28 protein-coding genes, 1 tRNA gene and 1 pseudogene are annotated in these 25459 nt (G+C 33.7%); 9 read left to right on the top strand and 21 right to left on the bottom strand.

Translation table 11 applies throughout. The features are described from left to right. Positions 1-16 precede the first annotated feature (16 nt). The 10 genes and pseudogenes from QMA06_RS06550 to QMA06_RS06505 form a co-directional block, all read right to left on the bottom strand. A complete protein-coding gene (locus QMA06_RS06550; RefSeq protein ID WP_290206630.1) occupies positions 17-619 on the bottom strand; it encodes a DUF5683 domain-containing protein in 603 nt (200 codons plus the stop codon). Beyond that, positions 609-1514 carry a ParB/RepB/Spo0J family partition protein gene (locus QMA06_RS06545; RefSeq protein ID WP_290206065.1) on the bottom strand — a complete coding sequence of 302 codons (906 nt, stop codon included), beginning with the start codon at positions 1512-1514 and terminating at the stop codon, positions 609-611. Before QMA06_RS06545 ends, QMA06_RS06550 begins: the two co-directional genes overlap by 11 nt. Further along, complete coding sequence (locus tag QMA06_RS06540) at positions 1514-2281, bottom strand: ParA family protein (protein WP_290206064.1); 768 nt, start codon at positions 2279-2281, stop codon at positions 1514-1516. The genes QMA06_RS06545 and QMA06_RS06540 overlap by 1 nt, the downstream gene beginning before the upstream one ends. 331 nt (positions 2282-2612) lie before the next feature. Continuing rightward, a complete protein-coding gene (locus QMA06_RS06535; protein WP_290206063.1) occupies positions 2613-3554 on the bottom strand; it encodes an alpha/beta hydrolase in 942 nt (313 codons plus the stop codon). 15 nt (positions 3555-3569) lie between these two features. Beyond that, the gene (gene scpA / locus QMA06_RS06530) at positions 3570-5693 is read right to left on the bottom strand and encodes a methylmalonyl-CoA mutase (RefSeq protein WP_290206062.1); all 2124 of its coding nucleotides are present in this window, start codon (positions 5691-5693) and stop codon (positions 3570-3572) included. A 56-nt stretch (positions 5694-5749) separates the two neighbouring features. Continuing rightward, on the bottom strand, positions 5750-7129 hold the full coding sequence (locus tag QMA06_RS06525; protein ID WP_290206061.1) for a methylmalonyl-CoA mutase subunit beta: 1380 nt from the start codon (positions 7127-7129) through the stop codon (positions 5750-5752). Further along, positions 7122-7448: an FtsB family cell division protein gene (locus tag QMA06_RS06520; RefSeq protein WP_290206060.1), complete on the bottom strand. Its 327-nt coding sequence runs from the start codon at positions 7446-7448 to the stop codon at positions 7122-7124. The genes QMA06_RS06525 and QMA06_RS06520 overlap by 8 nt, the downstream gene beginning before the upstream one ends. Beyond that, positions 7448-8053 carry a uridine kinase gene (gene udk, locus QMA06_RS06515; RefSeq protein ID WP_290206059.1) on the bottom strand — a complete coding sequence of 202 codons (606 nt, stop codon included), beginning with the start codon at positions 8051-8053 and terminating at the stop codon, positions 7448-7450. The genes QMA06_RS06520 and udk overlap by 1 nt, the downstream gene beginning before the upstream one ends. Before the next feature lie 58 nt (positions 8054-8111). Beyond that, positions 8112-8555, bottom strand: a complete 444-nt coding sequence (locus tag QMA06_RS06510) for a c-type cytochrome (protein ID WP_290206058.1) — start codon at positions 8553-8555, stop codon at positions 8112-8114. After that, positions 8552-9651 (bottom strand): annotated as a pseudogene (locus tag QMA06_RS06505) (PQQ-dependent sugar dehydrogenase). Before QMA06_RS06505 ends, QMA06_RS06510 begins: the two are co-directional and overlap by 4 nt. Before the next feature lie 101 nt (positions 9652-9752). Between QMA06_RS06505 and QMA06_RS06500 the strand changes: the two are divergent. Continuing rightward, positions 9753-9827, top strand: a tRNA-Pro gene (locus tag QMA06_RS06500). A 135-nt stretch (positions 9828-9962) separates the two neighbouring features. Here QMA06_RS06500 and QMA06_RS06495 read toward each other — a convergent pair. The 6 genes from QMA06_RS06495 to QMA06_RS06470 all read right to left on the bottom strand — a co-directional run bounded on the left by QMA06_RS06495 (position 9963) and on the right by QMA06_RS06470 (position 15957). Continuing rightward, the gene (locus QMA06_RS06495; RefSeq protein WP_290206057.1) at positions 9963-10991 is read right to left on the bottom strand and encodes a cytochrome-c peroxidase; all 1029 of its coding nucleotides are present in this window, start codon (positions 10989-10991) and stop codon (positions 9963-9965) included. A gap of 76 nt (positions 10992-11067) precedes the next feature. Next, positions 11068-11937, bottom strand: coding sequence for an MbnP family protein (locus QMA06_RS06490; RefSeq protein ID WP_290206056.1), 870 nt, complete (start codon positions 11935-11937; stop codon positions 11068-11070). Positions 11938-11975: 38 nt separating this feature from the next. Next, the gene (locus QMA06_RS06485) at positions 11976-12338 is read right to left on the bottom strand and encodes a hypothetical protein (protein WP_290206055.1); all 363 of its coding nucleotides are present in this window, start codon (positions 12336-12338) and stop codon (positions 11976-11978) included. A 27-nt stretch (positions 12339-12365) separates the two neighbouring features. Further along, positions 12366-14354, bottom strand: coding sequence for a TonB-dependent receptor plug domain-containing protein (locus tag QMA06_RS06480; protein WP_290206054.1), 1989 nt, complete (start codon positions 14352-14354; stop codon positions 12366-12368). 2 nt (positions 14355-14356) lie between these two features. Next, complete coding sequence (locus QMA06_RS06475) at positions 14357-15280, bottom strand: hypothetical protein (RefSeq protein ID WP_290206053.1); 924 nt, start codon at positions 15278-15280, stop codon at positions 14357-14359. 311 nt (positions 15281-15591) lie between these two features. Next, positions 15592-15957: a hypothetical protein gene (locus QMA06_RS06470; RefSeq protein ID WP_290206052.1), complete on the bottom strand. Its 366-nt coding sequence runs from the start codon at positions 15955-15957 to the stop codon at positions 15592-15594. A 166-nt stretch (positions 15958-16123) separates the two neighbouring features. On the opposite strand from QMA06_RS06470, the gene QMA06_RS06465 reads away from it, so the two are divergent. Next, complete coding sequence (locus tag QMA06_RS06465; RefSeq protein WP_290206051.1) at positions 16124-17083, top strand: bile acid:sodium symporter family protein; 960 nt, start codon at positions 16124-16126, stop codon at positions 17081-17083. Positions 17084-17118: 35 nt separating this feature from the next. Here QMA06_RS06465 and QMA06_RS06460 read toward each other — a convergent pair whose 3' ends face one another. Beyond that, on the bottom strand, positions 17119-17271 hold the full coding sequence (locus QMA06_RS06460) for a hypothetical protein (RefSeq protein WP_290206050.1): 153 nt from the start codon (positions 17269-17271) through the stop codon (positions 17119-17121). A 12-nt stretch (positions 17272-17283) separates the two neighbouring features. Continuing rightward, complete coding sequence (locus tag QMA06_RS06455; RefSeq protein ID WP_290206049.1) at positions 17284-18657, bottom strand: NAD-dependent succinate-semialdehyde dehydrogenase; 1374 nt, start codon at positions 18655-18657, stop codon at positions 17284-17286. Between the two features lie 193 nt (positions 18658-18850). Here QMA06_RS06455 and QMA06_RS06450 point away from each other — a divergent pair, with 193 nt between their 5' ends. From QMA06_RS06450 to QMA06_RS06440, 3 genes are read left to right on the top strand one after another with little or no spacing between them, the layout of a single operon-like run. Further along, complete coding sequence (locus tag QMA06_RS06450) at positions 18851-19183, top strand: YtxH domain-containing protein (protein WP_290206048.1); 333 nt, start codon at positions 18851-18853, stop codon at positions 19181-19183. A gap of 3 nt (positions 19184-19186) precedes the next feature. After that, complete coding sequence (locus QMA06_RS06445) at positions 19187-19534, top strand: hypothetical protein (protein ID WP_290206047.1); 348 nt, start codon at positions 19187-19189, stop codon at positions 19532-19534. Between the two features lie 3 nt (positions 19535-19537). After that, positions 19538-19744 carry a DUF6327 family protein gene (locus QMA06_RS06440; protein ID WP_290206046.1) on the top strand — a complete coding sequence of 69 codons (207 nt, stop codon included), beginning with the start codon at positions 19538-19540 and terminating at the stop codon, positions 19742-19744. 4 nt (positions 19745-19748) lie between these two features. Here QMA06_RS06440 and QMA06_RS06435 read toward each other — a convergent pair whose 3' ends face one another. Then, positions 19749-20777 carry a helix-turn-helix domain-containing protein gene (locus tag QMA06_RS06435; protein WP_290206045.1) on the bottom strand — a complete coding sequence of 343 codons (1029 nt, stop codon included), beginning with the start codon at positions 20775-20777 and terminating at the stop codon, positions 19749-19751. 2 nt (positions 20778-20779) lie between these two features. Continuing rightward, positions 20780-21385 carry a DUF2652 domain-containing protein gene (locus tag QMA06_RS06430; protein ID WP_290206044.1) on the bottom strand — a complete coding sequence of 202 codons (606 nt, stop codon included), beginning with the start codon at positions 21383-21385 and terminating at the stop codon, positions 20780-20782. A 200-nt stretch (positions 21386-21585) separates the two neighbouring features. On the opposite strand from QMA06_RS06430, the gene QMA06_RS06425 reads away from it, so the two are divergent. From QMA06_RS06425 to QMA06_RS06410, 4 genes are all read left to right on the top strand, one after another. After that, the gene (locus QMA06_RS06425; RefSeq protein WP_290206043.1) at positions 21586-22020 is read left to right on the top strand and encodes a hemerythrin domain-containing protein; all 435 of its coding nucleotides are present in this window, start codon (positions 21586-21588) and stop codon (positions 22018-22020) included. Positions 22021-22365: 345 nt separating this feature from the next. Next, positions 22366-22815, top strand: a complete 450-nt coding sequence (locus tag QMA06_RS06420) for a ferritin-like domain-containing protein (protein ID WP_290206042.1) — start codon at positions 22366-22368, stop codon at positions 22813-22815. Between the two features lie 266 nt (positions 22816-23081). After that, on the top strand, positions 23082-23780 hold the full coding sequence (locus QMA06_RS06415) for an SOS response-associated peptidase family protein (protein WP_290206041.1): 699 nt from the start codon (positions 23082-23084) through the stop codon (positions 23778-23780). 685 nt (positions 23781-24465) lie between these two features. Then, positions 24466-24627 (top strand): DUF1328 family protein, encoded by a 162-nt coding sequence (locus QMA06_RS06410; protein WP_290206040.1) that lies wholly within the window; start codon positions 24466-24468, stop codon positions 24625-24627. 254 nt (positions 24628-24881) lie between these two features. On the opposite strand, the gene QMA06_RS06405 is transcribed toward QMA06_RS06410, so the two are convergent. Further along, on the bottom strand, positions 24882-25361 hold the full coding sequence (locus tag QMA06_RS06405; protein WP_290206039.1) for a hypothetical protein: 480 nt from the start codon (positions 25359-25361) through the stop codon (positions 24882-24884). Positions 25362-25459 lie beyond the last annotated feature (98 nt).

Raw genomic sequence — 25459 nt, 5'->3', positions numbered from 1 at the left:
GAGTGTCCGTACGAACTTAAAATTTAAAATTTAGAGTTACTCCTAAATCGCCAGTATTTTCCATTTCATTATACTGATAATGTGGGCTTAAACTTAAGTTTTTGTCTACATTAAACTGAAGTAAATGAGCATCTACATTAGCGTCAATGATGTTTAATGCATACAATCCGAACGTAATTAATAGAGACAACTCTTTATTTTTTCTAAAATGATCTTGTCCTCTAATAAGCCCATCTTTAGATATTAAAGGCGTATCGCCCGAACCATAAAATTCATCATCTTTAAAACCTGCTAACCGGCTCTTATAGGCGTCTCTATAACGGTCGTACTGTTTATCATTTCTAACGTAGAAGTAAACGCCTGCGCCTATTGCACCCCAAACAATTGGGATTTTCCAATACCTCTTGTTGTAAGCCTGACCTAATCCAGGAAGGATTGCAGAGTAAAAGGCGGCTTTTGCTGGCCGTAATGGGTCAATCTCTTTTTTAACTAACGATTCGTTTGCAATAATCGGACTTTCTTCAATAGAAACACTTGTACTATCGATTTCATTTTGAGAAAAAGAGAATAGCATTGAAAACACGCACAGTAAAAGACAGAAAACCTCTTTATTTATTATCACGCTGTACTAATTTTTTAATACGGTTGAAATCTTCTTCCGAATGAAAAGGAATTGTAATTTTTCCTCGCCCATTGTTGGCTACTTTTACATCTATCTTATGACCAAAATAATCCGAAAAGTCCTTCATGCCTTTTTTGATGTACTTTGGAATTTCAACTTTGGTATCAGCTGTTTTTGATGGAATATCTGTGTTCAATTCCTTTACCAATTGTTCTGTAGCTCTAACAGATAATTTGTTGGTGATAATTTTTTCGTAAACCTCGAGCTGGTCAATTTGATCTTCAATATTAACCATGGCTCTACCATGACCCATACTTATAAAGCCATCTCGCATACCAGTTTGGATAATAGGATCTAATTTTAATAACCGTAAGTAGTTGGCAATTGTAGATCGTTTTTTGCCTACACGTTCGCTCATTTGCTCCTGAGTTAAATCGATCTCGTCAATTAAGCGTTGGTAAGACAACGCAATTTCTATAGGATCTAAATCTTGGCGTTGAATATTTTCAACCAAAGCCATTTCTAAGGACTCTTGGTCATTGGCAATTCTGATGTATGCCGGAATCGTCTCTAAGCCAATTAGTTTAGAGGCTCTAAAACGACGTTCACCAGAAACTAATTGGTAGTTGTTGAACGCTAATTTTCTAACCGTAATTGGTTGTATAACTCCTAATTCTCGAATAGAAGAGGCCAGTTCTCTTAAGGTTTCTTCGTTAAAATTTGTTCTTGGTTGAAATGGATTGACCTCAATACTTTCAATATCGAGTTCCACAATATTTCCAACGACTTTATCAGCATTTTTGTCTTCTGCGGAATTAATATCGTTTTCTGGATCTTTCAATAGCGCCGAAAGTCCTCTACCTAAAGCTTGTTTTTTTGTTGCCTTCGCCATTATAATTCATTTTTCTTAATCAATTCTTTTGCTAAGCTCAAATAATTGGCAGCTCCTTTGCTACTCACGTCATAATTGATGATGCTTTCCCCAAAACTCGGAGCCTCACCCAAACGCACATTCCGTTGAATAATAGTCTCAAAAACCATTTCATTAAAATGTTTCTGAACTTCTTCAACCACTTGATTGGATAAACGTAATCGAGAATCGAACATGGTTAATAGCATCCCTTCAATGTCTAACGCTTCATTATGGATTTTCTGTACACTTTTTATAGTATTTAACAGTTTGCCCAAACCTTCTAAGGCAAAATATTCACATTGTATAGGGATGATTACTGAATTTGCTGCGGTTAAAGCGTTAAGCGTTAATAGTCCTAATGATGGAGCACAATCAATCAAAATATAATCATAATCTGATTTTAAATCTTCAATCGCTTTTTTAAGCATATACTCACGTGCTTCCTTGTCTACCAATTCAATTTCAATGGCTACAAGGTCGATGTGTGCAGGTATTACATCTACATTTGGCGCATTAGAAGCTACAATAGCATCTTTTGCTTTAGCGGAATGTTCCACAACTTGATACGACCCTATTTCAACCGTATCGACATCGATGCCTAAACCTGAACTTGCGTTGGCTTGTGGATCGGCATCTATAAGTAATACCTTCTTCTCTAAAACTCCCAGAGAAGCTGCTAAATTTACTGAGGTCGTGGTTTTACCAACTCCTCCCTTTTGATTTGCTATTGCAATGATTTTACCCATTAAATGATTTGGTTATATATAAGGGCTTAAAATTACGATTATTTACGAGGATAGAAAATTGAAGTTGTTAACAGTTGCATAAAAAAGATTATCCATAAACCTTGCCTGTTCGAATATTCCTAAGCGATAGCGTTGTGAATTTATTTGGGCCTAGAGATGCAGCTTATTGATCTTCGGAAAGTTTACTTTCTAGCAAAATTTCATTGAAATAATTAAACTGTTTTTTAAGGTTTGGAAGAGCGCATGTAAAGAAACTAGCGGATTTATAATAATGAATTGTCAACACTAAAAGCGGCATCGTTTTTAGTTTAATAAACAATTATAATTCCCGTTAGTTGTCAGATGAATAACTTTGTTTTTTGATGAATTCTAAAACGGTATTAAAATATTTATCACCACCTACGGTCCAAATATTTGAGTGTCCGGCCGAGTCAAGTAGTACAAATTGTTTATCTCTACTTTTAATTTTTGCGAAAACAGTTTTACCAAACTGAACATCCATAGCGACATCTTTGCCGCCGTGTACAATTAAAACAGGCTGTGTAATCCGTTCACTATATTTTATTGGGCTAGCATCATCAGGATTAAAATCACCAATCTTACCCGCTCTATTAACGAGGTAATTTGTAAGCCAAGTAAAGTTAAGTGTGGTGTGACGTTCAAAATAATCGTGAAAATTAGATTTTAAATCGGTGTATATACTTTCTGTAATTCCAAATTTAATACGGTTGTCAATTCCCATAGCTTGTAGTGCAATTGCCCCACCAACGGAGTGTCCCCAAACGCCTATGTTGTTTAGATTTTCATTTTTAATTAATATATCAATCAATTTTTTAACATCCTTCTTCTCCTTTACACCAAACGTTAAGAATTTACCATCGCTTTCCCCAAACGCTCTAATATCTAAGGCTACAGAGTTAAAACCGTTATTTGCTAAAAACTCGCTAACTCCTAAAAAACGACTTTTGTTAGCACCTGTACCATGTAATAAAATAACGGTAGCTTTAGCATGGTCTAAGTTAGAATAGGTTAATAGTGCTGTTAGCTTAAGATTATCAAAAGAGGTTATGCATAGTTTTTTTCGTTTGAAAGTAGCCTTCTCATTTTTCGTAAAAAAGACGCTATCTATTTTTGGTTTTTTCATAACACCTTGCATACTGCCTCTCTTTTGGGTAATGAAACGGGGGAATACAAAGTGAATGAATAAAGCTCCGAGAAATAATAAAATTGGAAAAATAATTTTTATGATTTTGGTTTTGCGTTTTTTAATCATTTATTAAATTTTATACTAATCCATCAAAATCTCCAAAATCTGAATTGCGGCATCGCTAATTCTAGTACCAGGACCAAAAACAGCTATGGCTCCTGCGTCGAATAAATATTGGTAATCTTGCTTGGGAATTACACCACCAACGATCACCATTATATCCTCACGCCCATAGTTTTTAAGTTCTTCTAGTACTTGAGGTACAAGTGTTTTATGACCTGCCGCTAAGGACGATACGCCTAATATATGTACGTCATTTTCGACAGCTTGTCTGGCGGCCTCTTTAGGGGTTTGGAAAAGTGGTCCAATATCCACGTCAAAGCCAACATCTGCATAACCAGTGGCCACAACTTTCGCGCCTCTGTCGTGCCCATCTTGTCCCATTTTCGCAATCATTATTCGTGGTCTACGTCCGTCTTGCTCTGCAAAGCGATCTGCTAATTCTCTTGCTTTTTGAAAGCTTTTGTCTTCTTTAATTTCTTTGCTATACACTCCTGAAAAAGATTTAATTTTAGCTTTATAACGACCGAATTCAGCTTCTAGTGCGTCGCTTATTTCGCCAAGTGTAGCACGTTTCCTTGCTGCATCTACTGCTAAAGCTAGTAAATTATCTTTACCTGTTTTAGCAGAGTCGGTTAATTTTGATAAAGCTTTAGATACGGCATCCGTATTTCGGTTGGCTTTAATGCTTTCTAGGCGTTCAATTTGTTGTAAGCGCACAGTTTGATTGTCAACCTCTAGTGTAGATATTGGGTCTTCTTGTGTTAATCTGTACTGGTTGACCCCAACAATTATGTCTTGTCCAGAATCAATACGAGCCTGTTTTCGTGCCGCAGCTTCTTCTATTCGTAACTTCGGAATTCCAGCTTCAATCGCTTTGGTCATACCACCTAATTCTTCCACTTCTTGGATAAGTTTCCAGGCTTCGTTAACAATGTCATCTGTTAGTTTTTCAACATAATAACTGCCCGCCCATGGGTCTACGGTTTTTGTGATGTGTGTTTCTTCCTGTAGGTAAATCTGGGTGTTTCTGGCAATACGTGCTGAAAAATCAGTTGGTAATGCAATAGCTTCATCTAAGGCGTTGGTGTGAAGACTTTGAGTGCCACCAAAGGCCGCCGCAGATGCTTCAATACATGTTCTGGCCACGTTATTAAATGGGTCTTGCTCAGTTAAACTCCAGCCAGAGGTTTGACAGTGTGTTCTTAGCGCTAAAGATTTTTGATTTTTAGGATTAAATTGCTTGACTAATTTAGCCCATAACATTCGTGCAGCACGCATCTTAGCAATTTCCATAAAGTGATTCATACCAATCGCCCAAAAGAAAGATAGGCGAGGAGCGAAAGTGTCGATGTCCATGCCTGCGTCGAGCCCTTTTCTAATGTACTCTAATCCATCGGCTAACGTGTACGCTAGTTCGATATCGCAGGTAGCGCCAGCTTCTTGCATGTGGTAGCCTGAAATACTGATACTATTGAATTTTGGCATGTTTTGACTGGTATATTCAAAAATATCAGAGATAATCTTCATTGATGGAGTAGGTGGGTAAATGTAGGTATTACGGACCATAAACTCTTTTAAGATGTCATTCTGAATTGTGCCTGTTAATTGTTCTGGTTTTACACCTTGTTCTTCTGCAGCTACAATATAAAATGCCATGATGGGTAACACTGCACCGTTCATGGTCATGGAAACCGACATCTTATCGAGCGGAATTTGATCGAAAAGAATTTTCATATCTTCTACAGAGTCGATTGCAACACCTGCTTTGCCAACATCGCCAACCACGCGTTCGTGGTCAGAATCGTAGCCTCTATGCGTTGCTAAGTCGAAAGCAACGGATAATCCTTTTTGTCCTGCAGCTAAATTTCGCCTATAAAATGCATTACTTTCTTCTGCAGTAGAGAATCCAGCATATTGTCTAATAGTCCATGGTCGACGAACGTACATGCTTGAGTAAGGGCCTCGAAGATTAGGAGCGATTCCGGCGATGAAATTAAGGTGTTCTAAATCTTTAATGTCATCCTTCGAATAGGTTGACTTGACCGTAATATTTTCGGCGGTTAAAAAGTTGGAATCCGCTTCAGTTTTTAAGTTTTTTATTTCGGACTTTAAAGTTATATGTTGAAGATTTTTTCTTGACATTTTGAATGTGGTTTTAAAGGTGTAAAGGCTGCTATAGGTATTTTCTATAGTGGGTTTTACTCTTCATTTAATCTTTTGATTTCCAGTTTTTCAGATAGTCTTTTCTCAATAATTGGTTCAATTAATGTTTTGCGCTTTTTAATCTGTAAAAATGGGCTTATTTCTAAGTCATTTTTCATTTTGTCTGCTAAATTAGGATGCTTATTAGTTCCTAACAATACTAATTTTTCAGTGTTAAAATCGGCTTGCTCTTTAGTGGCACTTTCTTTAATTTTTCGCTGTATCGTGCCTTCTTTTAATTGATTTAAAAAACCTCCATTCGTTTCAATATCTTTAAAAACATCTAATGCTTTTTGGGCCAATTGTTCCGTTAAATTTTCTATATAATAAGCTCCGTCTGCAGGATTATTAACCTTGTCAAAATAGCTTTCATTCTTTAAAACTAAGAGCTGATTTCTAGAGATGCGTTCTCCAAATTCATTGGGTTTATGAAATAACACGTCATAGGGCAAATTATAAACGACGTCTGCACCACCGAGAATTGCACTCATGCATTCGGTTGTGGTTCGTAACATATTAACGTTATAATCGTAAATGGTTTTATTGCGTTTGCTCGGTGTGGCTATAATTCTACAATCTGTATGAACACCATATTCCGAAGCTAATGTCTCCCACAATTGGCGCAAGGCTCTGATTTTTGCAATTTCAAAGAAATAATTTGAGCCTGTTGCTATATTGAAAGTTACTGTAACGTCCTTTAGTGAAGCCGTTTTGCTATTTTCAAAATAATGTAAGTATTCATTGGCCTGCGCTAAACCGTAAGCTAATTGTTGTACATTGGTTGCACCTGCATTTTGGTATAAGCTAAGATCGATGCTTAGTTGCTTGGTTGAATTTGAAATGGTTTCAAGTTTCTTGTGATCGTCGTTGAGGTTGTGAAACCAATTCCCGGTTTTTGCGAGGTTGCCAATGATGTCGGTGTGGACATTTACTGAAGATTCATCAACTGCGCGCTGCGTAACATCTAGGATATTTTTGACATATTTTTCAGAAAGAAAATCACATTTAACATCAACACTTATTTTAATGACATCAATATTTTGAAACAAATCTTCAACGTTTACCTCTTCAGATTCAATAATGAACAGTATATGTTCTGCTCCACGACTAATAGCATCAATGGCTTTGAGGTTAGCGGCTTTGGCGTTGGTAACCGTAATGGATTGAGAGATTTTCCATTCGGTAGCTCTGCTTTTTGAAACTTTTGGTAATGTTTCAAATTCATCGGCATGGTAGAATGGTTTAACATCAATACCCTCATCCGTTTTCCAAATTAAGGTATCGTTATAATCTGCACCTTTAAGGTCCATCTGAATTTTTTGTTTCCAAGCTTTAGAAGAAACGGGTTTAAAATCTGTAAACAATGATTTATTCATTTTCTTTTTGTTTCGCAATACTGTCTTCGTATTCTATGATATAGATGTCTTCGTTGGGCTTTTTCATATAATAATTTTCACGTGCGGTTCGCTCAATACCTTCCTCCGTGCTTAGAGCATTTATGGCCTTATCGTCTTTAGCCATTTCATTTTTATAATGCTCTTTTTGGTATTCTAATTCCTGGATGTCTGTGTTTAATTCGTGATGAAAAAGCCAAGAATGCGCATCAAAAAATAACATCCATATCACAAAGACCACCAAAACTAAGGTGTAAACATTTTTAAATGGTTTAAGATATTTAGAATTAAAAAATCCCATTATAGTTTTTCGTTGATTATAGTTTTAACAATATCTACGGCAACTGTATTGTATTTGTTATTAGGAATGATGATATCTGCATACTCCTTCATAGGTTCAATAAACTGTTGATGCATCGGTTTTAATGTGCTTTGGTAGCGTTGTAAAACTTCGTTAATATCTCTTCCGCGTTCTGTAATATCTCGTTTTAAACGACGAATTAATCGCTCGTCTGAATCAGCATGTACAAATATCTTAATATCGAATAACTCGCGAATTTCAGGATGAGATAGGATTAAAATCCCTTCAACAATCATTACTTTTCTAGGTTTAGTTACAATAATATCGCCAGTTCGATTGTGTTTTACAAACGAATAAACCGGTTGATTGATGCTGTTGCCTGCTCTTAATTCTTTAAGGTGTTGCTCTAAAAGTTCAAAATCAATTGATCTAGGATGGTCGAAATTAATTTTAACACGTTCTTCAAAACTTAAATGAGAAGTGTCTTTGTAATAAGAGTCTTGAGAAATCACTCCAACTTCTCCTTCTGGCAATTCTTTTAAAATTGTGTTGACTACAGTAGTTTTTCCGCAGCCTGTACCACCTGCAATTCCTATAATAAGCATGTCTATTTATGATTTATTTGAGAGCTACAAATTTAATTATTTATGTATATAATATGGGTTATAACTCGGAAACTTTCTCGGCGGTAACATAATTGTCTATTGTGTTTCCCCAACTATTATTTATGTAATTCATTACATCGGCGACTTCCTTATCAGAGAGTCCTAAAGGTGCCATGGTACTATTATAAGTAATTCCATTAACCACGATTTCTCCAGACATTCCAAATTTTACCGCTTTCATGCTCTCTGTTTGGTTATTTCTTAAATAATCTGAATCAGCCAACGGAGGAAAGGCTTGCGGCACACCTCTGCCGTTTGGCATGTGGCATGTTGTACACATATCGTTATAAATTAATTGGCCGCGCTCTATACTTTCTTGAAGTTTTGATTGATCTTGATTAGTGATTTTATGATTGTAATCTTTGAGATTAGATTTTTTTGAATTGGAATTACATGAGAGTAGAGTTGCAACAGCAATTCCTATGATGATTGTCTTCTTCATTTCTTTATCAATTTTACGATACCTAAATTTTCAATGCCGACGTAAATAAAGCCATCAGGTCCTTGTTCTACAGATCTAACACGACCTAAACCATCGAGGAGGCGTTCTTCTTTTATGACTTCATTTTCATTGAGCGTGCACATGTCTAAATACTGAAATTTTAAGGATCCAATGAGTAAATTTCCATTCCAGTCGTCATATTATCACTATTAATAAATGCCATTCCACTTGGCGCGATTGATGGATCCCAATAGTGAAACGGTTGTGTCATGCCTTCCTTTTCAGTAATATCTGTAAACGATGTACCACTATAATTTATGCCGTAACTAATTATAGGCCAACCATAATTTTTTCCCTGTTCGATGATGTTAATCTCGTCTCCGCCACGTGGACCGTGTTCGTGAGTCCATATTTCGTTTGTTTCAGGGTGCAGTGTCATGCCTTGTGGGTTTCTATGTCCGTATGAGTATATAGCTGTTCTGGAGTTACCATCATTAACAAAAGGATTGTTTTCTGGGATTGAACCATCGTCGTTAATTCTATAAACTTTTCCACCGTCTCTAGTGATATCTTGTGGGTTCTCATCTCTATTGCCGCGATCACCAATTGTGAAGTATAAATAGTTATTAGTGTCGAAAACCAATCGTGATCCAAAATGTTGCCCTTTGGTTGTGTTCGGTGTAGCTTTATATAAAATTTCAAGATCAGTTAAACTATTATTATTTAGTTTAGCACGTGCGATAGCTGTATTTCCTCCTGATTCGTCCCCATCTGAAGACGCATAAGAAAAATAAATCCACCCATTGGTGTTGTAATTGGGGTGCAAAATAATATCCATGAGTCCTCCTTGGCCACGAACATAAATTTCTGGTAAGCCTGTAATGCTGGTTTTAGTACCATTCTTAAAATGAATTAGTTCACCTGATTTTTCGGTAATGAGCATGGATTCGTCTGGAAGAAAAGTGAAACCCCAAGGAATATTAAGATCTGCTACTATAACCTCGTGGCTATTTTGAGTATTTATTGGATTTTTATCTTGAGCACATGCTAGTGTACTGCATAGAATTAAACCTATAATCATGCTTTTTAGTCCCATATATAAAATGTCTTAAAAATATTTGTTTTAAAATTAAGTAAATATTGTTGACTTCTAAAGAAAACCTTTATATTTGCAGTCCGAAATAAATAAATATTTTTCGGGGTGTAGCGTAGCCCGGTTATCGCGCCACGTTTGGGACGTGGAGGCCGCAGGTTCGAATCCTGCCACCCCGACTTAAATCAAAGAAACCTTGTAATTTTTAAAATTGCAAGGTTTTTTGTTGTTATTGACTTTAGTTGATTCGGTTTTGTTTAAAATAAATAAATCTTATTGTGAATGTTTACTGTACAATTAGTTCTTTATAGTATTTAATCATTAATACCTAAAAACTCAACATCGCTTAATGTTGTCATAAACGCGATAAGATTAGATTTTTCTTCCTCGGTAAGTGGAATTCTATTGTTATTATTTTTTAAAATAGGATCTAGGTTATCAGAATCTACAACACCATTATCTAAATAATCGAGTACAGCTCTTAATGTCGGAAATTGCCCGAAACTGCCGTAAGGTGCTGTGTGTTCAATATTTCTTAATGTTGGTACCCGAAAACTCAAGTAATCATCAATATCGCCAGTCACTCGCGCGCGTCCAGCTTCTTCAGTGTTTGGGTTTATGGGGAATCCTATGTTTCTAAAACTTTGATCTGTAAATAATGCTGTGCTGTGACAACTCGCACATTTGTTTTCGAAGATTAAAGCACCTTCAGCTTCATGTGCTGAATACGTTTCGCCTTCATTTCTTTGTATTCTATCGTATTTACTATTAGCTGAAATTAAGGTGTATTCGTATTGTGCAATACTGTTATATATTCTGTCTGCTGTAACGTCTTCATCACCAAAAGCTTTTTCAAATAAATCTTCATAATCGGGATCATTTTCAATTTTACCAATGACTTCTAAAATGGAAGAATCCATCTCTTCATGTGTAATAATTGGAACTAAAGACTGATTTTCTAATTGAAGTTTACTGCCATCCCAATTATAAAAATTCATAAATGCTAAATTCTGAATTGGAGGAGTATTTCTGAATCCAATTCTTCCTTCAACTCCTACAGCTAATGTATTATGGTCTGCAAAAGCACTTGTTTGCACATGACAACTAGAGCATGAAACCGTATTATTGATGCTGAATCTTTTTTCTGTAAATAATTTTTCACCCAATTCAACACCAAAGGTTGTTGGTTTATTGGAGTAAAATGAACTGTTTAATAATGGAAAATTTGCTGGAATATTAAAGTCTATCTCAGGATTATCAAAAGGAGTAGACTCATAATTATCGTCATTGCTACAAGACGTTACTAATACAATTACGGCTAAAATAGATGCTATATTTTTCATTTTGAAGTTGTTTGTAGACCTAAAATTAAAATAGAGTCGCCTAAAAAGTGTACTCCAGGCGACTCTAAAATAAAGGTTAGTTTTCTACGCTAATGATAGAGAACATACCAGAGCTTGTTGTGTTTGCTTCACCACCAATATTATCAACGTACTTCATCATTTCAGTAGATGTATGAGCACTTGGTGTGGCATTGTTAGTAATGTCTGCTGTTGAAACTATGGTCACTGTATGACTGTCTCCACTTAATAAGTAATCAAAATCTGCTTTGATTGCTATTGTTGGAGCATTATTTCCAACAGTTGCAGTTGTAGGAAGTGATAACGTTATATTTCTATAAGCATCAGCACCTTGAACAAAATTACCATCTGCATCATCAGTTAATGTGCTTCCAGAGTGGAAAGATAATTCTTTGTTGTCTGTGTCATAGAACCCTTCAATTTTAGTAAAACGGTAGCCCGTTCCCCATTCCCAATGCATTTCAGTTTCATTTGAACCTGCTTTTGCATAAAATTCAGGGAAGCTAACTTGATCTAAGGTATTTAAATCAGATCTTACTCCTAAACCAAATTTTATTTCAGTATAATCTCCAACAGGAATATCATTTAATACATAACTCAATGTTTCAGGGTTGGCTTGATTAATAACAGTGGCGCCATTATCTAAATCATTTGTATTGTATGGGATTTCAGTGCCATCTGCTTTGATTAAACGGATGTTACTTACAACATATTTAACTTCCGAAAAATGGTGAACTTGTCCTGCTTCTGATGTATTCACAGTTGCTGAACTCGATGTAGCATCACCAAGAACGATAGGTGTGTTTCCGAAAGTATTATTGAATTCTAATGTGACATTATTTGCAACAGCATTATCATCTTCACTACTACAAGATGCGAAAGCAACTAATACTGCTGCTGATAAAATATATTTTTTAAGATTTTTCATTTTTGAAATTTATGTTAATTGGTATGTTTTTTTTAATATTAAATATGTTTGAAATCAACGCTTAGCATTGGTGGAGGTACCAAAATTTCTAGATAGGGTTCCTTGTGGTGAAACTCTACATATCTCATTTTTATCTTGTTATCAATGACGTTTGGGGTTTCTATTTCAAATTCGGGATTTGAATCGAAAGCCAAATCGAAATTTTTGGTAGTCATTATTTTTTCAGAATCGCTTTGCTCAGTTTTTTGTAATTCTTTACTTAAATGACACTTACCATTACATTGTAATTCGGGTTTGTTAATGTTGACGCAAAATTCTTTTATGATAGCTTGTTGGTTCAGTTTAAAGTGCATAATAACAACGGCTTGTTGCGAAACAACAAACAGAAAAATCAAGGTCATTATGTAACTAAAAATTTTGTACATCAATTAAAAATTGAATTTTAAAGAGGTAAAAATATTACGTCCCATTCTTGGGATATTTCCCCAATCGGCATACGTGCTGTAATATTCATTTAATAGGTTTTCTGCTCCAACTTGAACAACGGTTTTGTAAGCTGCAATTCTGAAGGTATAATCTGCAGATAAATTCCATATGGTATATGACGGTGTTTGATCTTCTCCGTATTCTGGACTGTAATTAATTTGTTCTAAATCTCCATTTACAGAGGTTTGAAAATTGAATTTTTTATATTTATAATGCAGCGATGATTGATAACTTAAAGGTCTAATGAAAGGTAAATTATGTTCGTTTTCATCTTTTCCACGAGCATATGTCAGAATGCCTTTCCAGTGTAAATTGTCTAAAATGGTGTAGCTCGTATTTAATGAGAAATTGAATAACGTTGAATGATCTAAAGATGTGTAGCCTTTAACACCAATAGATTGATAATTCATTGGGCTACCTAAACTTAAAATACGACCAATGATATAATTTTCAATATAGAAATAATTCACATTAGCTTGAAAGCTCAACTTATCATTTGAAAACCCTGCACTAGCATTAGCTTCATAGGAAATTTCATTATCTAAATCTGGATTTCCAATATAATCGTAGCGATCAAAACTATTGTAAATGTAATAGCCATAACCTTCAGAAACAGATGGAGCTCTGTGGCCATAACCACCACCAACAGAAAAATTGAAATTCTCAATATTTAATTGATAACCTGCGTGTAAACTCGGTAAGATTCGTGTTTTTTCTTGAGGTGTTCCTGGATGGAAAATCCAGTTGAATTCTACATATTTAGAGTGGTTGTAATTCATGCCTAGAGAACCTCCAAAATTTAATTGACTCTTATCTGATATTTCCCAAGAGTTGCTTAGGGATAGTCCGGCAAAAGTCGTCGTCACACCTGGCCAGCTATAAGCAAACATCGTTCGTTCACTGCGATCTTGTGGATACATGCGCATTTCTGCTGTAGATAAATTATTATAAGCATTCAGCTGAATTTCGGAACTGAATTTATTGCTTTTTAAATTGGCTTTAGATAATAAGCCGTAAGTGGTGCTCCAACCTGGCATATCCATATGCACAAGGTTTTCGGGACGTGTGGTATCGTCCATGTAATGTTCAATAGCATTAAAATAGATTTTTGTGTCTAAGGCTCTAAATAATCCATCTTCAAACAATTGCTTATAAGTTGCTGAGGTAATTAATGCTCTAGATAACCATAAATCCATTGGCAACGCAGGATAGCCCACATCATTAGCTTGGTCATAAATAGCTTCCACTTTTACTGAGGATAATTCACTTGTTTTATACGCTAACCCTAATGATGCATTGAACTTAGTGAATTGAGAATGCTCAACGTCGTCGTTATTGCCATCACTATAGTTTTCGGATTTTCGGTAGGCTAAACTTCCATCAGCTACAAATTTTTCACTAGAGTAGGAGGCATTCGCTAAGTTGAAAAATTGCTTATTGTTGAATTCAAATCCGGTTTGGTAAGACCCATTCCATTGATTATAGCGATTGAATGGAGTGCTTTTTCGTTTTAAATCTATACTTCCGGCAACCGTTGCACCATGCATACTACCTTCTTGTCCAGATTTTATATCAATTTTAGATAAATTATTACTTTCTACATAAGACGTAATAGGGTCCATCTTGTCCGTACAGGCTCCAAAAACATGCATACCATCAATGGTAATGGTAGAACGTTCAGAACTCATGTTGTTCAATAATGGCTCCCAAGCATAAGCTCCACGTTTTATAAAACTGATGTTATCGGAAGAGGCTAAAAATTCATCAACGGAAACAGCCATTTTCATCTCTGTTTCAATTTTCTTTTTGAGTATGGTGATTAATTGGACTTCATCTAATGCTATAATGCTGTCCTTCTTTTTTTTAGTGTCTTGTGCAGTAGAAAAAAGCCCAACAAACAGTAATAAGATTATCGTGATTAATGTCTTCATTCTTAAAATAGTATATCGATATGCAGTTCGCTTTTTGTTCCTTCAACACCTGGCGTGAACTCCGTTGAAACTTCTGTGCCTTTGATGATCTCACCGTACGAATTCTGTAGTCTGAAATTTAAGGTCCAGTTTCCGGTCATTGTATAATTAACCACTCCATAATATAAACCATCGTCTTGTTGTGTTAGATCTTCATTGTTTGGAGACGAATGATTTCCCATGGAAGGTTCTGGCATTCTTGGATCTAATAACAGGGTGTAATTTGAAACTTCAGAATATGAAAATTGTGATGGATCGAGAAAAGTGCCTGCTTCATTTGAAGGTTGGTTGTATTTATAAATACCTGCAACCAATTCGTTTTCTGCAATTTTAGGTTTCTGAGGTGCTACTAAAGCGATAATATAGTGTTCACCATCACTTCCTGTAAATTCAGTCATGTTTAAGTTCATGTTAATTTGCGCTTCAATAATTATATCTTGGATTACTGAATAGGTTTGTCCGTTATCTGTAAATGAAATATAAAATTTCCAGTCTTCTGAATCATTGGTTTTACTAGTAAATACTGAATAGCCAGCGTAATAATCGTCTTCAGTATTATATTCTAAATTATACTGATGCGGACAAGAATTGCTGCTGCCATTATAGGTCGTTACAATGGGCAAAAACGTGATCTCAGAAGCACTTAAACTTTCGTTAGTTTGAGTATTAGTAATGTTTAAACGAATGTCGTTATAGCCTTTGTAAAAGGTTCCGTTTAAGGCTTCGATACTAATATGATAATTATCTTCAGTTATAGAAACCACTTCTTCAAAATTAAAATGCTCAGTAACTATAGTGCTTATTTCAGATTCGTAATCGGTTTTATTTAGGGTACAGGATGTCACTACAGCACATAGTGTAGCCACAAAAAGCATGAATTTTTTCATCACTTATGGGTGTTTTATTTAAAAAAATATTGAAACTGTAGCAGGCTCAGATAGCATTGACTAATGCCGTTTGAAAATTAATAGCATCACATCAAATTAAGCGTGTAGGACGACAATTGTTGTCATAATTACAGCTACAGGAAATAAATAGAAAACTCGAGTATACAGAATTGATTATGTCAGTTTTAGAGTAACACAAACTTATACGGCTTAATTACTTCTAATTAAAAGTGCATAAGGAATTGCGTCACCATTTTGTATAACATTTAGCTAAACAAGGGTTCTATAAGTAAAAGAGTTTCTATTTAAAATTAAACCAGTGGAGGATGAAAAATAAAATTCATAAAATCGAATTTATAAATTTTATTATACATTGGTTCTACTTGTGAATTTTGTTTGTTTGCAACAATAACTAAATTGTTGTCAAATATATCTTGATAAAAAACTACTTGCTGTTCTTTAGAAGCCGCATGGCTTTTATCATTACTTTTTTCGGAGTCTGAAGCTTTGGCTAATTCTTGCTTTAAATGGCATTTACCATTACAAGCTAATTCGGGCTTGTCTTGATTAACACAAAGTTCATTTTTAATATAATCATAAAAAGCAGCGTATTCCACAAATGGAATCGTCGGTTTCAAAAGCATAAATAATGCTAAAAAAAGAGTTGCTGTTTTCACAACACGAAGTTCTAATTTTTTTTAAAAACTTCCTAATTTTTTAAATGTGTTATTTGATTAGTATCAAACGATTTAGTTTTGATACTAATTAAGACCGCTAGCTAGTCTTAAATGTAATTATTTGATGTTATTTTAGCGCATAATATAAAGCCATCAGAGTCTACGCATGAGCCTTAAGATTGATAAATTCGTCCTATCTATTATTGTCGTGATACTATTTGCTTATTTTTTTCCTGAATGGGGAATAGAAAGTAGTAGAATTCCTCTAAACACTATCAGTGCAATAGGAATTTCGTTGATATTCTTCTTTTATGGTCTTAAACTAAACCCAACACAACTCAAAGCTGGACTTAAAAATTGGAAATTACATTTTTTAGTTCAGGGATCTACATTTTTATTGTTTCCGTTGTTGGTTTTATTGTTGCGTCCATTTATTGAAAATGAAGCCCAAGACACAATTTGGTTAGCGTTCTTTTTCTTGGCTGCATTACCATCAACAGTATCGTCGTCTGTAGTAATGGTGTCTATAGCGAAAGGAAATATTCCTGCAGCGATTTTTAATGCGAGTATTTCAGGGATTATAGGTATTCTTATTACTCCGCTTTGGATGGGGTTATTTATAGATCATACCCAAACTGATTTTGATTTTACTGCTATTTATCTCAAACTTATGGTTCAGATTATTTTGCCTGTAGTTCTGGGTCTTTTTTTACAGCGTTTTCTTGGAGATTTCGCTCGTAAACACAGTAGTAAATTAACGTTATTTGATAAGTCTATTATTCTTTTAATCATCTATAAGAGTTTTGCAGCTTCATTTTACAATAACATGTTTAGTGTTGTTTCAATTGTAGATCTATTCTTACTACTTATTGGAGTAATTGTGTTATTTGTAATTGTTTATTCACTAACAGGCTTAATAGCTAGGAAATTACATCTTAATAAGGAAGATCAAATTACAGCACAATTTTGCGGCACTAAAAAATCGTTAGTCCATGGGACTGTATTTTCAAAAATATTATTCGGGAATATGGCTACTTTGGGTATTATGCTGCTGCCATTAATGTTATTTCATGCCACACAAATTTTAATTATTAGTATTTTGGCAACAAAAAAAGCAAACAGTTAAATTATAAAACTTAACGAATTTGCTTATCTTATTTATTAGAACCACTCAAAGTGGATGCCTGAAGCAATTACAGCAGCAACTAATATTACTAGAACAATAATTATAAATCGCGCTCCAAACTTCGTTTTCTCATCTTTTTGAAAGATATAATCTCTTCTTTCTTCTTCATCTTCTTTTACAAACTTCATAATTTCTTTAATTTATTGGTTAATATAAACTGTTTTTTTATTCACAAAGGCTAGCATACCTTCTTTAGATAATTCACGGCCAAAACCTGAATTTTTCGTGCCTCCAAATGGCAGTCTTGGATCCGATTTTACCATGCTATTAATAAAAAAAGCTCCATCTTCTATTTTCGAAATTTGCTTTGAGGCCCTTTTATAATCTTTTGTAAAAACCATGGTTCCTAATCCAAAAGTGGAATTTGAAGCGGTTTTATAAGCTTCATCTTCGGATTTAACTTTAATAACTGCGGCTACTGGCCCAAAGGTTTCTTCCTTAAATATAGGCATTTCAGGTGTAACATCGGTTATAACCGTAGGGTGATAGTAAGCACCGTCTCGTTTATTTCCTATAACCACCTTTGCACCGAGTTTAATTGATTTTTCAACTTGTTTCTCTAATGTTTCTGCTAAATCCTCGCGAGCTAAGCATGAGATCGTAGTGTCTTTGTCGGTTGGATTTCCGTATTTTAAATGTTCCGTTTTAGATATAAATTTTTGAATGAAATCGTCATAAATTTCCTCAACAACAATAAATCGTTTTGCGGCAATGCAACTTTGACCAGAATTCTGCATACGTGCAGAAACTATAGTATCTATATGTGCGTCTAAATCGGCATCTTTTAAGATAATACACGCATTATTTCCGCCCAATTCTAAAAGTGAAGACTTAAGATTCTTGCCAGCAAGTTCCGCAATTTTTCGTCCGGCTTTTTCGCTTCCGGTTAAGGAAACCGCTTTAACAACTTCGTCTTCCATGAGGTTTTCAATAGCATCATGGTCTGTAATGAGTGTTTGAAAACACCCTTCAGGAAATCCGGCATCTTTAAATAATTTTTCAATGGCTAGCGCGCACCCTGTAACATTAGATGCATGTTTTAACAATGCAACATTTCCAGCGGTTAAGGTTGGAATGGCGAATCGAAAAACTTGCCAAAATGGATAATTCCACGGCATAATAGCAAGTATGCAACCTAAGGGATCATAGCTTATAAAACTTTCGTGTGCATCGGTCTTTATAATGTCATCTTGTAGAAATTGAACTGCGTTCTTAATATAAAAGTCAATAAGAAAATTACACTTCTCAATTTCGGCTTCACTTTCAAGAATTGGTTTTCCCATTTCCTTAGTAATGAGTTGACTTAATTCCGATTTATTTTTAAAAATTTCATTAGCTAAATTCTGCAATAGTTCAAAACGTTTGGTAATTTCAACTTGTTTCCAAGTCTTAAAAGTGGTGTCTGCAAAGGCTAGTTTTTCTTGTAAGTCTGATTTTGAATTTACCGTGTAAGTTTCAAGATGGTTTCCATTAAAAGGATTGTATGTTTTTATTGTTGCTGTATTTGTTTTCATATATAAATGTGTTCTTCAAATTTAATTTTAATCGAGATTTTAACTTAATGCGATTACTAAAATATTTAACGCTAATAATAAATAGCATAACAGCTAATATTGCTATCTAAAGAGTTAAATTGTGGATAGTGTTGCTTATATCTTTGTAACACAGCAAAGTGCTGAATTTAAAAATTAATATAAAAATAGAAACATGAGTGATAACGGAAATACAGTTTTAGGAATATTAGCAGGAACCGCAGTAGGAGCAGTTTTAGGAATATTGTTTGCACCAGATAAAGGTAGTGTAACGAGACAGAGAATTGCAGATGAAGCTGCCACACGAAGAGATTATATGGCCGATAGAGCCACTGAATTAAGAGATTCTCTCGGAAATACGATATCTAGCCAAAAGGAAAACTTGGATCATCAAGTTGAAGCAATTATGTCTAACGCTAGTTATAAAGCAGAGGATGTGATTACAACGTTAGAGTCGCGTTTAAAAGATTTAAAAGCTAAGAATAAGAACTTACAGAAAAAAGCCTAATAAATGAGTGTATTTAGCGATATAAATAACACTACGGAAAAAGCTTCTCATATTGGTGAGCGCTATGTAAAAGCGTCTCACCAATATTTTAAGTTAAAGGTTTTTCAGCAATTAACGGTTTCCATAAGTTTGTTAGCTAAAGTGTTAGCGATTGGTATCCTTTTATTTGCTGGTTTGGTGTTTTTCTCAGTGGCAGGAGCCATAGAGTTGAGTAATGCATTAGATAGCTATTCGCTAGGGTTTTTCTTGGTTGGACTAATTTATATTTTAGTCTCAATAATAATCTACCTTATGCGAGCAAAATTCAACCCGTTTATTATAAAGAAACTTGGACCTAAATTTTTTGATTAAAATATGAAATCATATACCACATTTAGAGAGATTGAAAACGATCTAAAACGCTATAAGTTAGAACGCGATATTGCATGGGAGGAACTTAAGCTAATTAAAAGTGAATATAAGGAAGACTTACAACCATTGAATTGGGTGGGTTCTGCCGTTAAATTGACTGGAAAATACAGTTTTGTTGCCTTAATGAAAAAATGGATTTTCGGTAAATAATGCGTTACACCTTTACTTTAGCAACAATTTGTTTTTTAAATTCATTTGGTGAAATACCGTATTTTTCTTTAAAAATTTTAGAAAAATAACTTCTACTAGTAAAGCCAATGGAGTATACTATCTGCGAAATATTTAAGTCGGTCATTTTCATCAACTCTCGGGCTTGTTCTAAACGAATATGTCGAATAAATTCAGTAACCGTTCGTTTGTACAGAAACTTAAATCCATCTTGAAGCTTCGCTTGAGACAATCCATAGTCAATTGATAATTGATCTAAAGAATATTGTTTTGCAGGCTCTTTTTGTATAAGATCGCAAATTTTCTTAACGGTTTTTAATTCTTGCTTTGTTATCGATTTCGGTAGTTTTTTACCGCTTGTCTGCCTGTTGTGTTGCTGAATATGTAGCGAAAGAATTTCATAAATTTTTGCCTCAATTTTTAAAACACGCAACATACCTTTGGACTTAATCTTATGGATAGATTTTACATCATCAGCCATTTTTAAGTTCAATTCTCCATAATGTACAAACCTATTTTCGTGATCCGTATCAACAAAAACTTCATATAATTTTTTGTTTAGGGATGATACATTTGTAGTTCTCTTTTTTAAAAATTCCTTTCGTACGATTTGAATAATATTAATCTGAAGCTTTTCGTTTTTAGGAAAGTGAAGGTAATTAGTACCGTCTGACTTATTCGCGAATATCACAGATTGAAATTGCTGAGTCTTACGCTCTTCATTTTGTGCGCCTAAGCGATGTTCAAAAGCACCTTGCAAATTATAAATAAACCTTATAGGATTAAAATCTTCAGCTTCAATTTTAAGGACAAACTCCTTATAAAATTTAATATCGAAATCTAATAAATTAACTCCCCAATCAAACGGAATATAAGTGATTGTTCCACGAGCGTTGGCATTATCAATAGTCATCGTGTATTCTCCCCAACTTTCTTCCACTGTACCGTCTAGGTATTCACTGATTTGAGTGAAAATATCTCTAGTATTGGTTGGGTTTATTTCTATTTCAATCATATTTATTTATTAGTGTTCGTCTTGTTTAAAGGATTTAACGGTTTGAGATCTACATAAGCATAATTCACATCTCCGATGTGTTTATAATTTTCTTCACCTTGATTCAGCGGAGACCAAAATAATCTTTGATCTAAATCATTGGTGTTATACTGATCTAATAACGTTTGAGAAAACAATATATAGTCGTCTTTATCGATAGTGTTTTTTAACAGTTTGTGTGCAATAACCACATCTTCGCCCATTAACTTTATGTGCTTGCCAATGTTTACCGCTTCAACGTTTTCTCCATAATGCAAAATTATTTTTAACCCTAAAGATTTTATAATGGGTTTGTTTTGCATTTCATGCTTGTCATCTAAACTGGCTAGTTTTTTATAAAATTCAGAATAAAAGAAAGTGCATTGATCAATCAATTTTTTTAGCGGTGGTAATTCGCCTCGCTTAAAAAATAAAACGGCATCCCCCTCAATTTCCGAGACTCTAAGGCCAATTTCATTTGCATAAATAATTTGGTTCAATAGGGCAAGAATCACTTTTGAACTCAGTTCTGCTTCTGTAGCACTCATAAATTTAGTAAATCCACTAATATCGGGTATACAGATTAACATAAGTGATTTATTAAATTAGACATGAAAAATGTAAAATTAAGTTATTTTAAATTATGATTTTGACAAATGTTAAAATTAATTGCCATTAAACATAGTAATGTTGGTTATTAGCACCATATCAGTTAAGCATTAACTCGATAGAGCAAATTTAAAGACGTCGCAGGATTTACATTCGTGAAGTAACCAAGTTATATAATATTATGAATATTTACGAAGCCATTAGAAGAGACCACGATATACAACGCGATTTACTAGATAAATTAGTTGATACCTCTGGTGACACCAAAGAAAGAACTCATTTATTTAAAGAGCTGCGCAAGGAATTAACGTTGCACGCTAATGCTGAAGAACGGCATTTTTATAAACCTTTAATACCAACTGATATGATGCAAGAACATGCGAGACATGGAATTGCAGAACATCATGAAATTGATGAGCTTATTGAACAGCTTGAAAAGACCGATATGGATTCGTCGGCATGGTTGAAAATTGCAAAAAATTTAAAGCACAAAGTAGAACATCACTTAGAAGATGAAGAGTTGACTTTTTTTCAGTTATCAGGCAAAGTTTTAAATGACAAAGAGAAATTAGAGTTAGCTACTAAATATAACGCTTATATGGAAGCGCATAGATAAGCTATTATTTTCTACCATAGGAAAGCTATTTGAATAAATTTTATCAATAGGATATAAATCCATTTTTAAACTTATTTGAATAGCTTTTTTTTTGTCTAATCTCATATAGGTTGTATAAGGTAATGAGATTTATTTCCTTTATGAGGCCATTAAAAATTCACCATAATTGTTAAGAGAATTAATCCTAATTAGTTGCGTTAATTTCTTAAGTAAATGCATTAACGAAACTGTGATAGGATACTTAATTTTGAGTAATAATGCAAAGTGTTATATCAACACTAGAAATAATTAAGATGTAAACGAGTAAGCATCAGTAAATTACTCAGACTTAAAAACATAAATAAAATGGCAACATACACAAAAGAAGTAGGAAACAAATTAAATGGTTTATTAGAAAAGAATTATGATGCGGAAAAAGGGTATCATAAAGCTGCTGAAAATACAGATCACACAGGTTTGAAATCTTTTTTTAATCGAAAAGCAGAGCAAAGAAGAACATTCGGTTATGATTTAAAATCAGAGATTAAATCATTTGGACAAGAAGTTGATAAAGGAGGTAGTCTTACAGGTTCGGCTCATAGAGCTTGGATGGACGTTAAAGCATTATTCTCTTCGGACGATGCGGAATCTATGTTAGAGGAAGCTATACGAGGAGAAAAAGCCTCGGTTGACGAATACAATGATGTTATTAATGATACTAGTTTACCGAGTTCAACGAAATCGATTCTAATGTCTCAGAAAAATCATATTGAAACCGATTTATCTAATATAAAATCATTAGAAAATTTAAAATAATTAGTTCATTGTAAACTGATTTTAAACGCGCGTGATCTATAATCACGCGCGTTCATTTTATGTGCCAACCTGATTATATTTTTAATTACAGTTTGGAACCTAAAAAAATTAATGTCTCTTATTAGTGTCATACTATCAATTTAGAAGCAGTGAAAATCGGTAATTAAATTAACACTGAATAGCGTTAATTTTTTATTGAGATAATGTTTTAAGCATTCAAGATAAAAGTTAAAGAAGTTAATCACGTACTTGTAAATAAAAATAAAATGTTTTATAAACTTTCAAATACATCCCCTTTACTATTAATAGAGGCTGCTTTTGATGCGAAATTTAAATATCCTTTACTTTTTAAAAATGCTCCAATTATCAATGGATTGTCAGAGCAAACACTGCCAGTAATAACCATGAATAACCCCAATAAAATTGATTATGCAATTTGGGGTGCTTTACCACAAGATTATAAAGACGGTTGGGAAAATTTTCAGAATCTCACCAATACTTTAAATATGTCCATCGACAAAATTCAAACATCAGATTGGACCAATCAATTACTAAATCATCAACGTTGTTTAATCATAGTTTCTGGCTTTTTTACATCTTATCTCCACAATGGTGAAGTATATCCATTCTATGTGTATGAAAGGAACCATAGACCGTTTGCTTTGGCCGGCATATATTCTACGTTAAATGATGGATTTTTATCAGTAAGTCTTACAACGTCTACAATGACTAATGGATTAAAAAATATACACAATATTGGTCCAGATTTTCCGATCGCGATGGATGGAAATAATGCGCGGGATTGGATCGACCCAGACTTAACGACATTTGACGAAAGTAATTTGGTGACACTCAATTTAAAAGCGCACACTATTTCAAAAGAGTTTTATAAGAATGATATTATATATGACTCCATACTAGAACCTGCGCATTATAATGGTATGCCAATTTTATCTGTGAAATAATTAATTCTTCGTTATAAAAAATCCAACTACGCCCAAATCTAAATTACTACTAGTCTTCATATAATATAATGTTTGGTCTTTAACCCATTTCTTGCTAGTTCTAAGTTCTTATTTTGGATAAAAATAATAATTGATTTATAATATCACGGTTTACATCTTTATGGTTTTGCTTTGAATTACAACAATACTCTTAGTAATTTATTATTCATCACTTTTTTAGGGTTTTATTTAATTAACCTACCATATCTTTTCTGCCAAATTTGAAGTCGTAATTCTATATAGTCAATTCAAAAATTCAGTATAAAAAATAAGTTACTTTATATACCGAAAAAAAAAGACAATTTGAAAAAATCGACATATTACAAATTTACATTCTTAGATTAAATTCGGTGTTATTGAGTCAACAACTTCTTCTATAGAGTTAAGTGAATTTTAAGGTATTACGTATATTTGTTAATATAATTAATAGCTATAAAGTTGAAAATACTTTTATTAGTTTAGTATAGGTTGGTTACCTAGTAGATGAAGCGAATTCTCGGTTAGAGAATTCGCTTTTTTTTGTGAAAATTTGGTTCTATTAAAGCGGTTAAGATCGGTTGCATTTGAGCAAATAGAAGTCGTGGTTATAACCCATCTTTGTATGGAAGGTTAGAGGTTCTAACCTATTAACTTAAAACCAAAAAATATGTTACGTTGGACAATCACATTCGTTATAATAGCAATAATCGCAGCAATCCTTGGATTCGGTGGAATTGCAGGAGCAGCAGCAGGAATTGCTAAAGTTGTATTCTTTATATTCATAGTACTTTTTGTACTATCTTTATTAAAAGGAGTCATAAAAAAATAAATAATTAGTATTATATAACTATTTAATAGTCTTGAGAAACTCAAAATTCTCAAGGCTATTTTTTTTTCCACTGGCAATTGCGATGTTATATTTATATAGGAATAAGGTGATAACAGACTCAGTTTTTAGTTAGACTCAGTAAGTATTGTTTTGTAGCTAATTAGTCTCATTCCAAAAGCATTTTAAAATGTATTTTTTTGGTTTAAATATGTTCAAGTATGTATCAGGATTGAAGCTTTTATCTCTAGTAAATGTTATTCGATTCGTACATAATTTTCAGAAAAGATTTTGTTGCCCTCTTCATCTAGTTCAATTTGTTCAAAACGATTTTCAGAAATTTCAAGTTCAAAGTTAAATTCTTGTTGTTCTTGTATAACTTCATTCATAAAGGCAGAACCAAACTCTAAAATTTCTGTCAAATTATCATCATCATACTCATAAGAACCATAACCAAAAAATTCAATAGAATCGGTTTTTAATAATTTACACCACATCACTTTGCTGTCAGAATACATTTTAATCTGCCGTGATATTGTATTATTTGAAAACGAATCCACAACCTTATTGTCCTTATAATTGTAAAATCCTTTAAGTTCCCAAGTCCCTTTCAGAAGATTGGTTCGTTTATTTACCTCAGTATTTACTTCGGTCGTTTCAAGGTCGTTTTTTTGTTGATCCTTACAGGCAAATACCAAGACTAGAACCATAATTAAGAATGTCGATTTAATTTTCATGATTTTATGGATTTTGTAGTTAAATACTTAAAAATTACGAAATTAAAAGCAAAAATCAGCGTGTATTCATATTATTTATACTACCATAACGAGTGTTG

The sequence above is a fragment of the Winogradskyella bathintestinalis genome (genome assembly GCF_030407435.1).
GTDB lineage: Bacteria > Bacteroidota > Bacteroidia > Flavobacteriales > Flavobacteriaceae > Winogradskyella > Winogradskyella bathintestinalis.
This window is presented reverse-complemented; position numbering and strand designations above follow the sequence as displayed.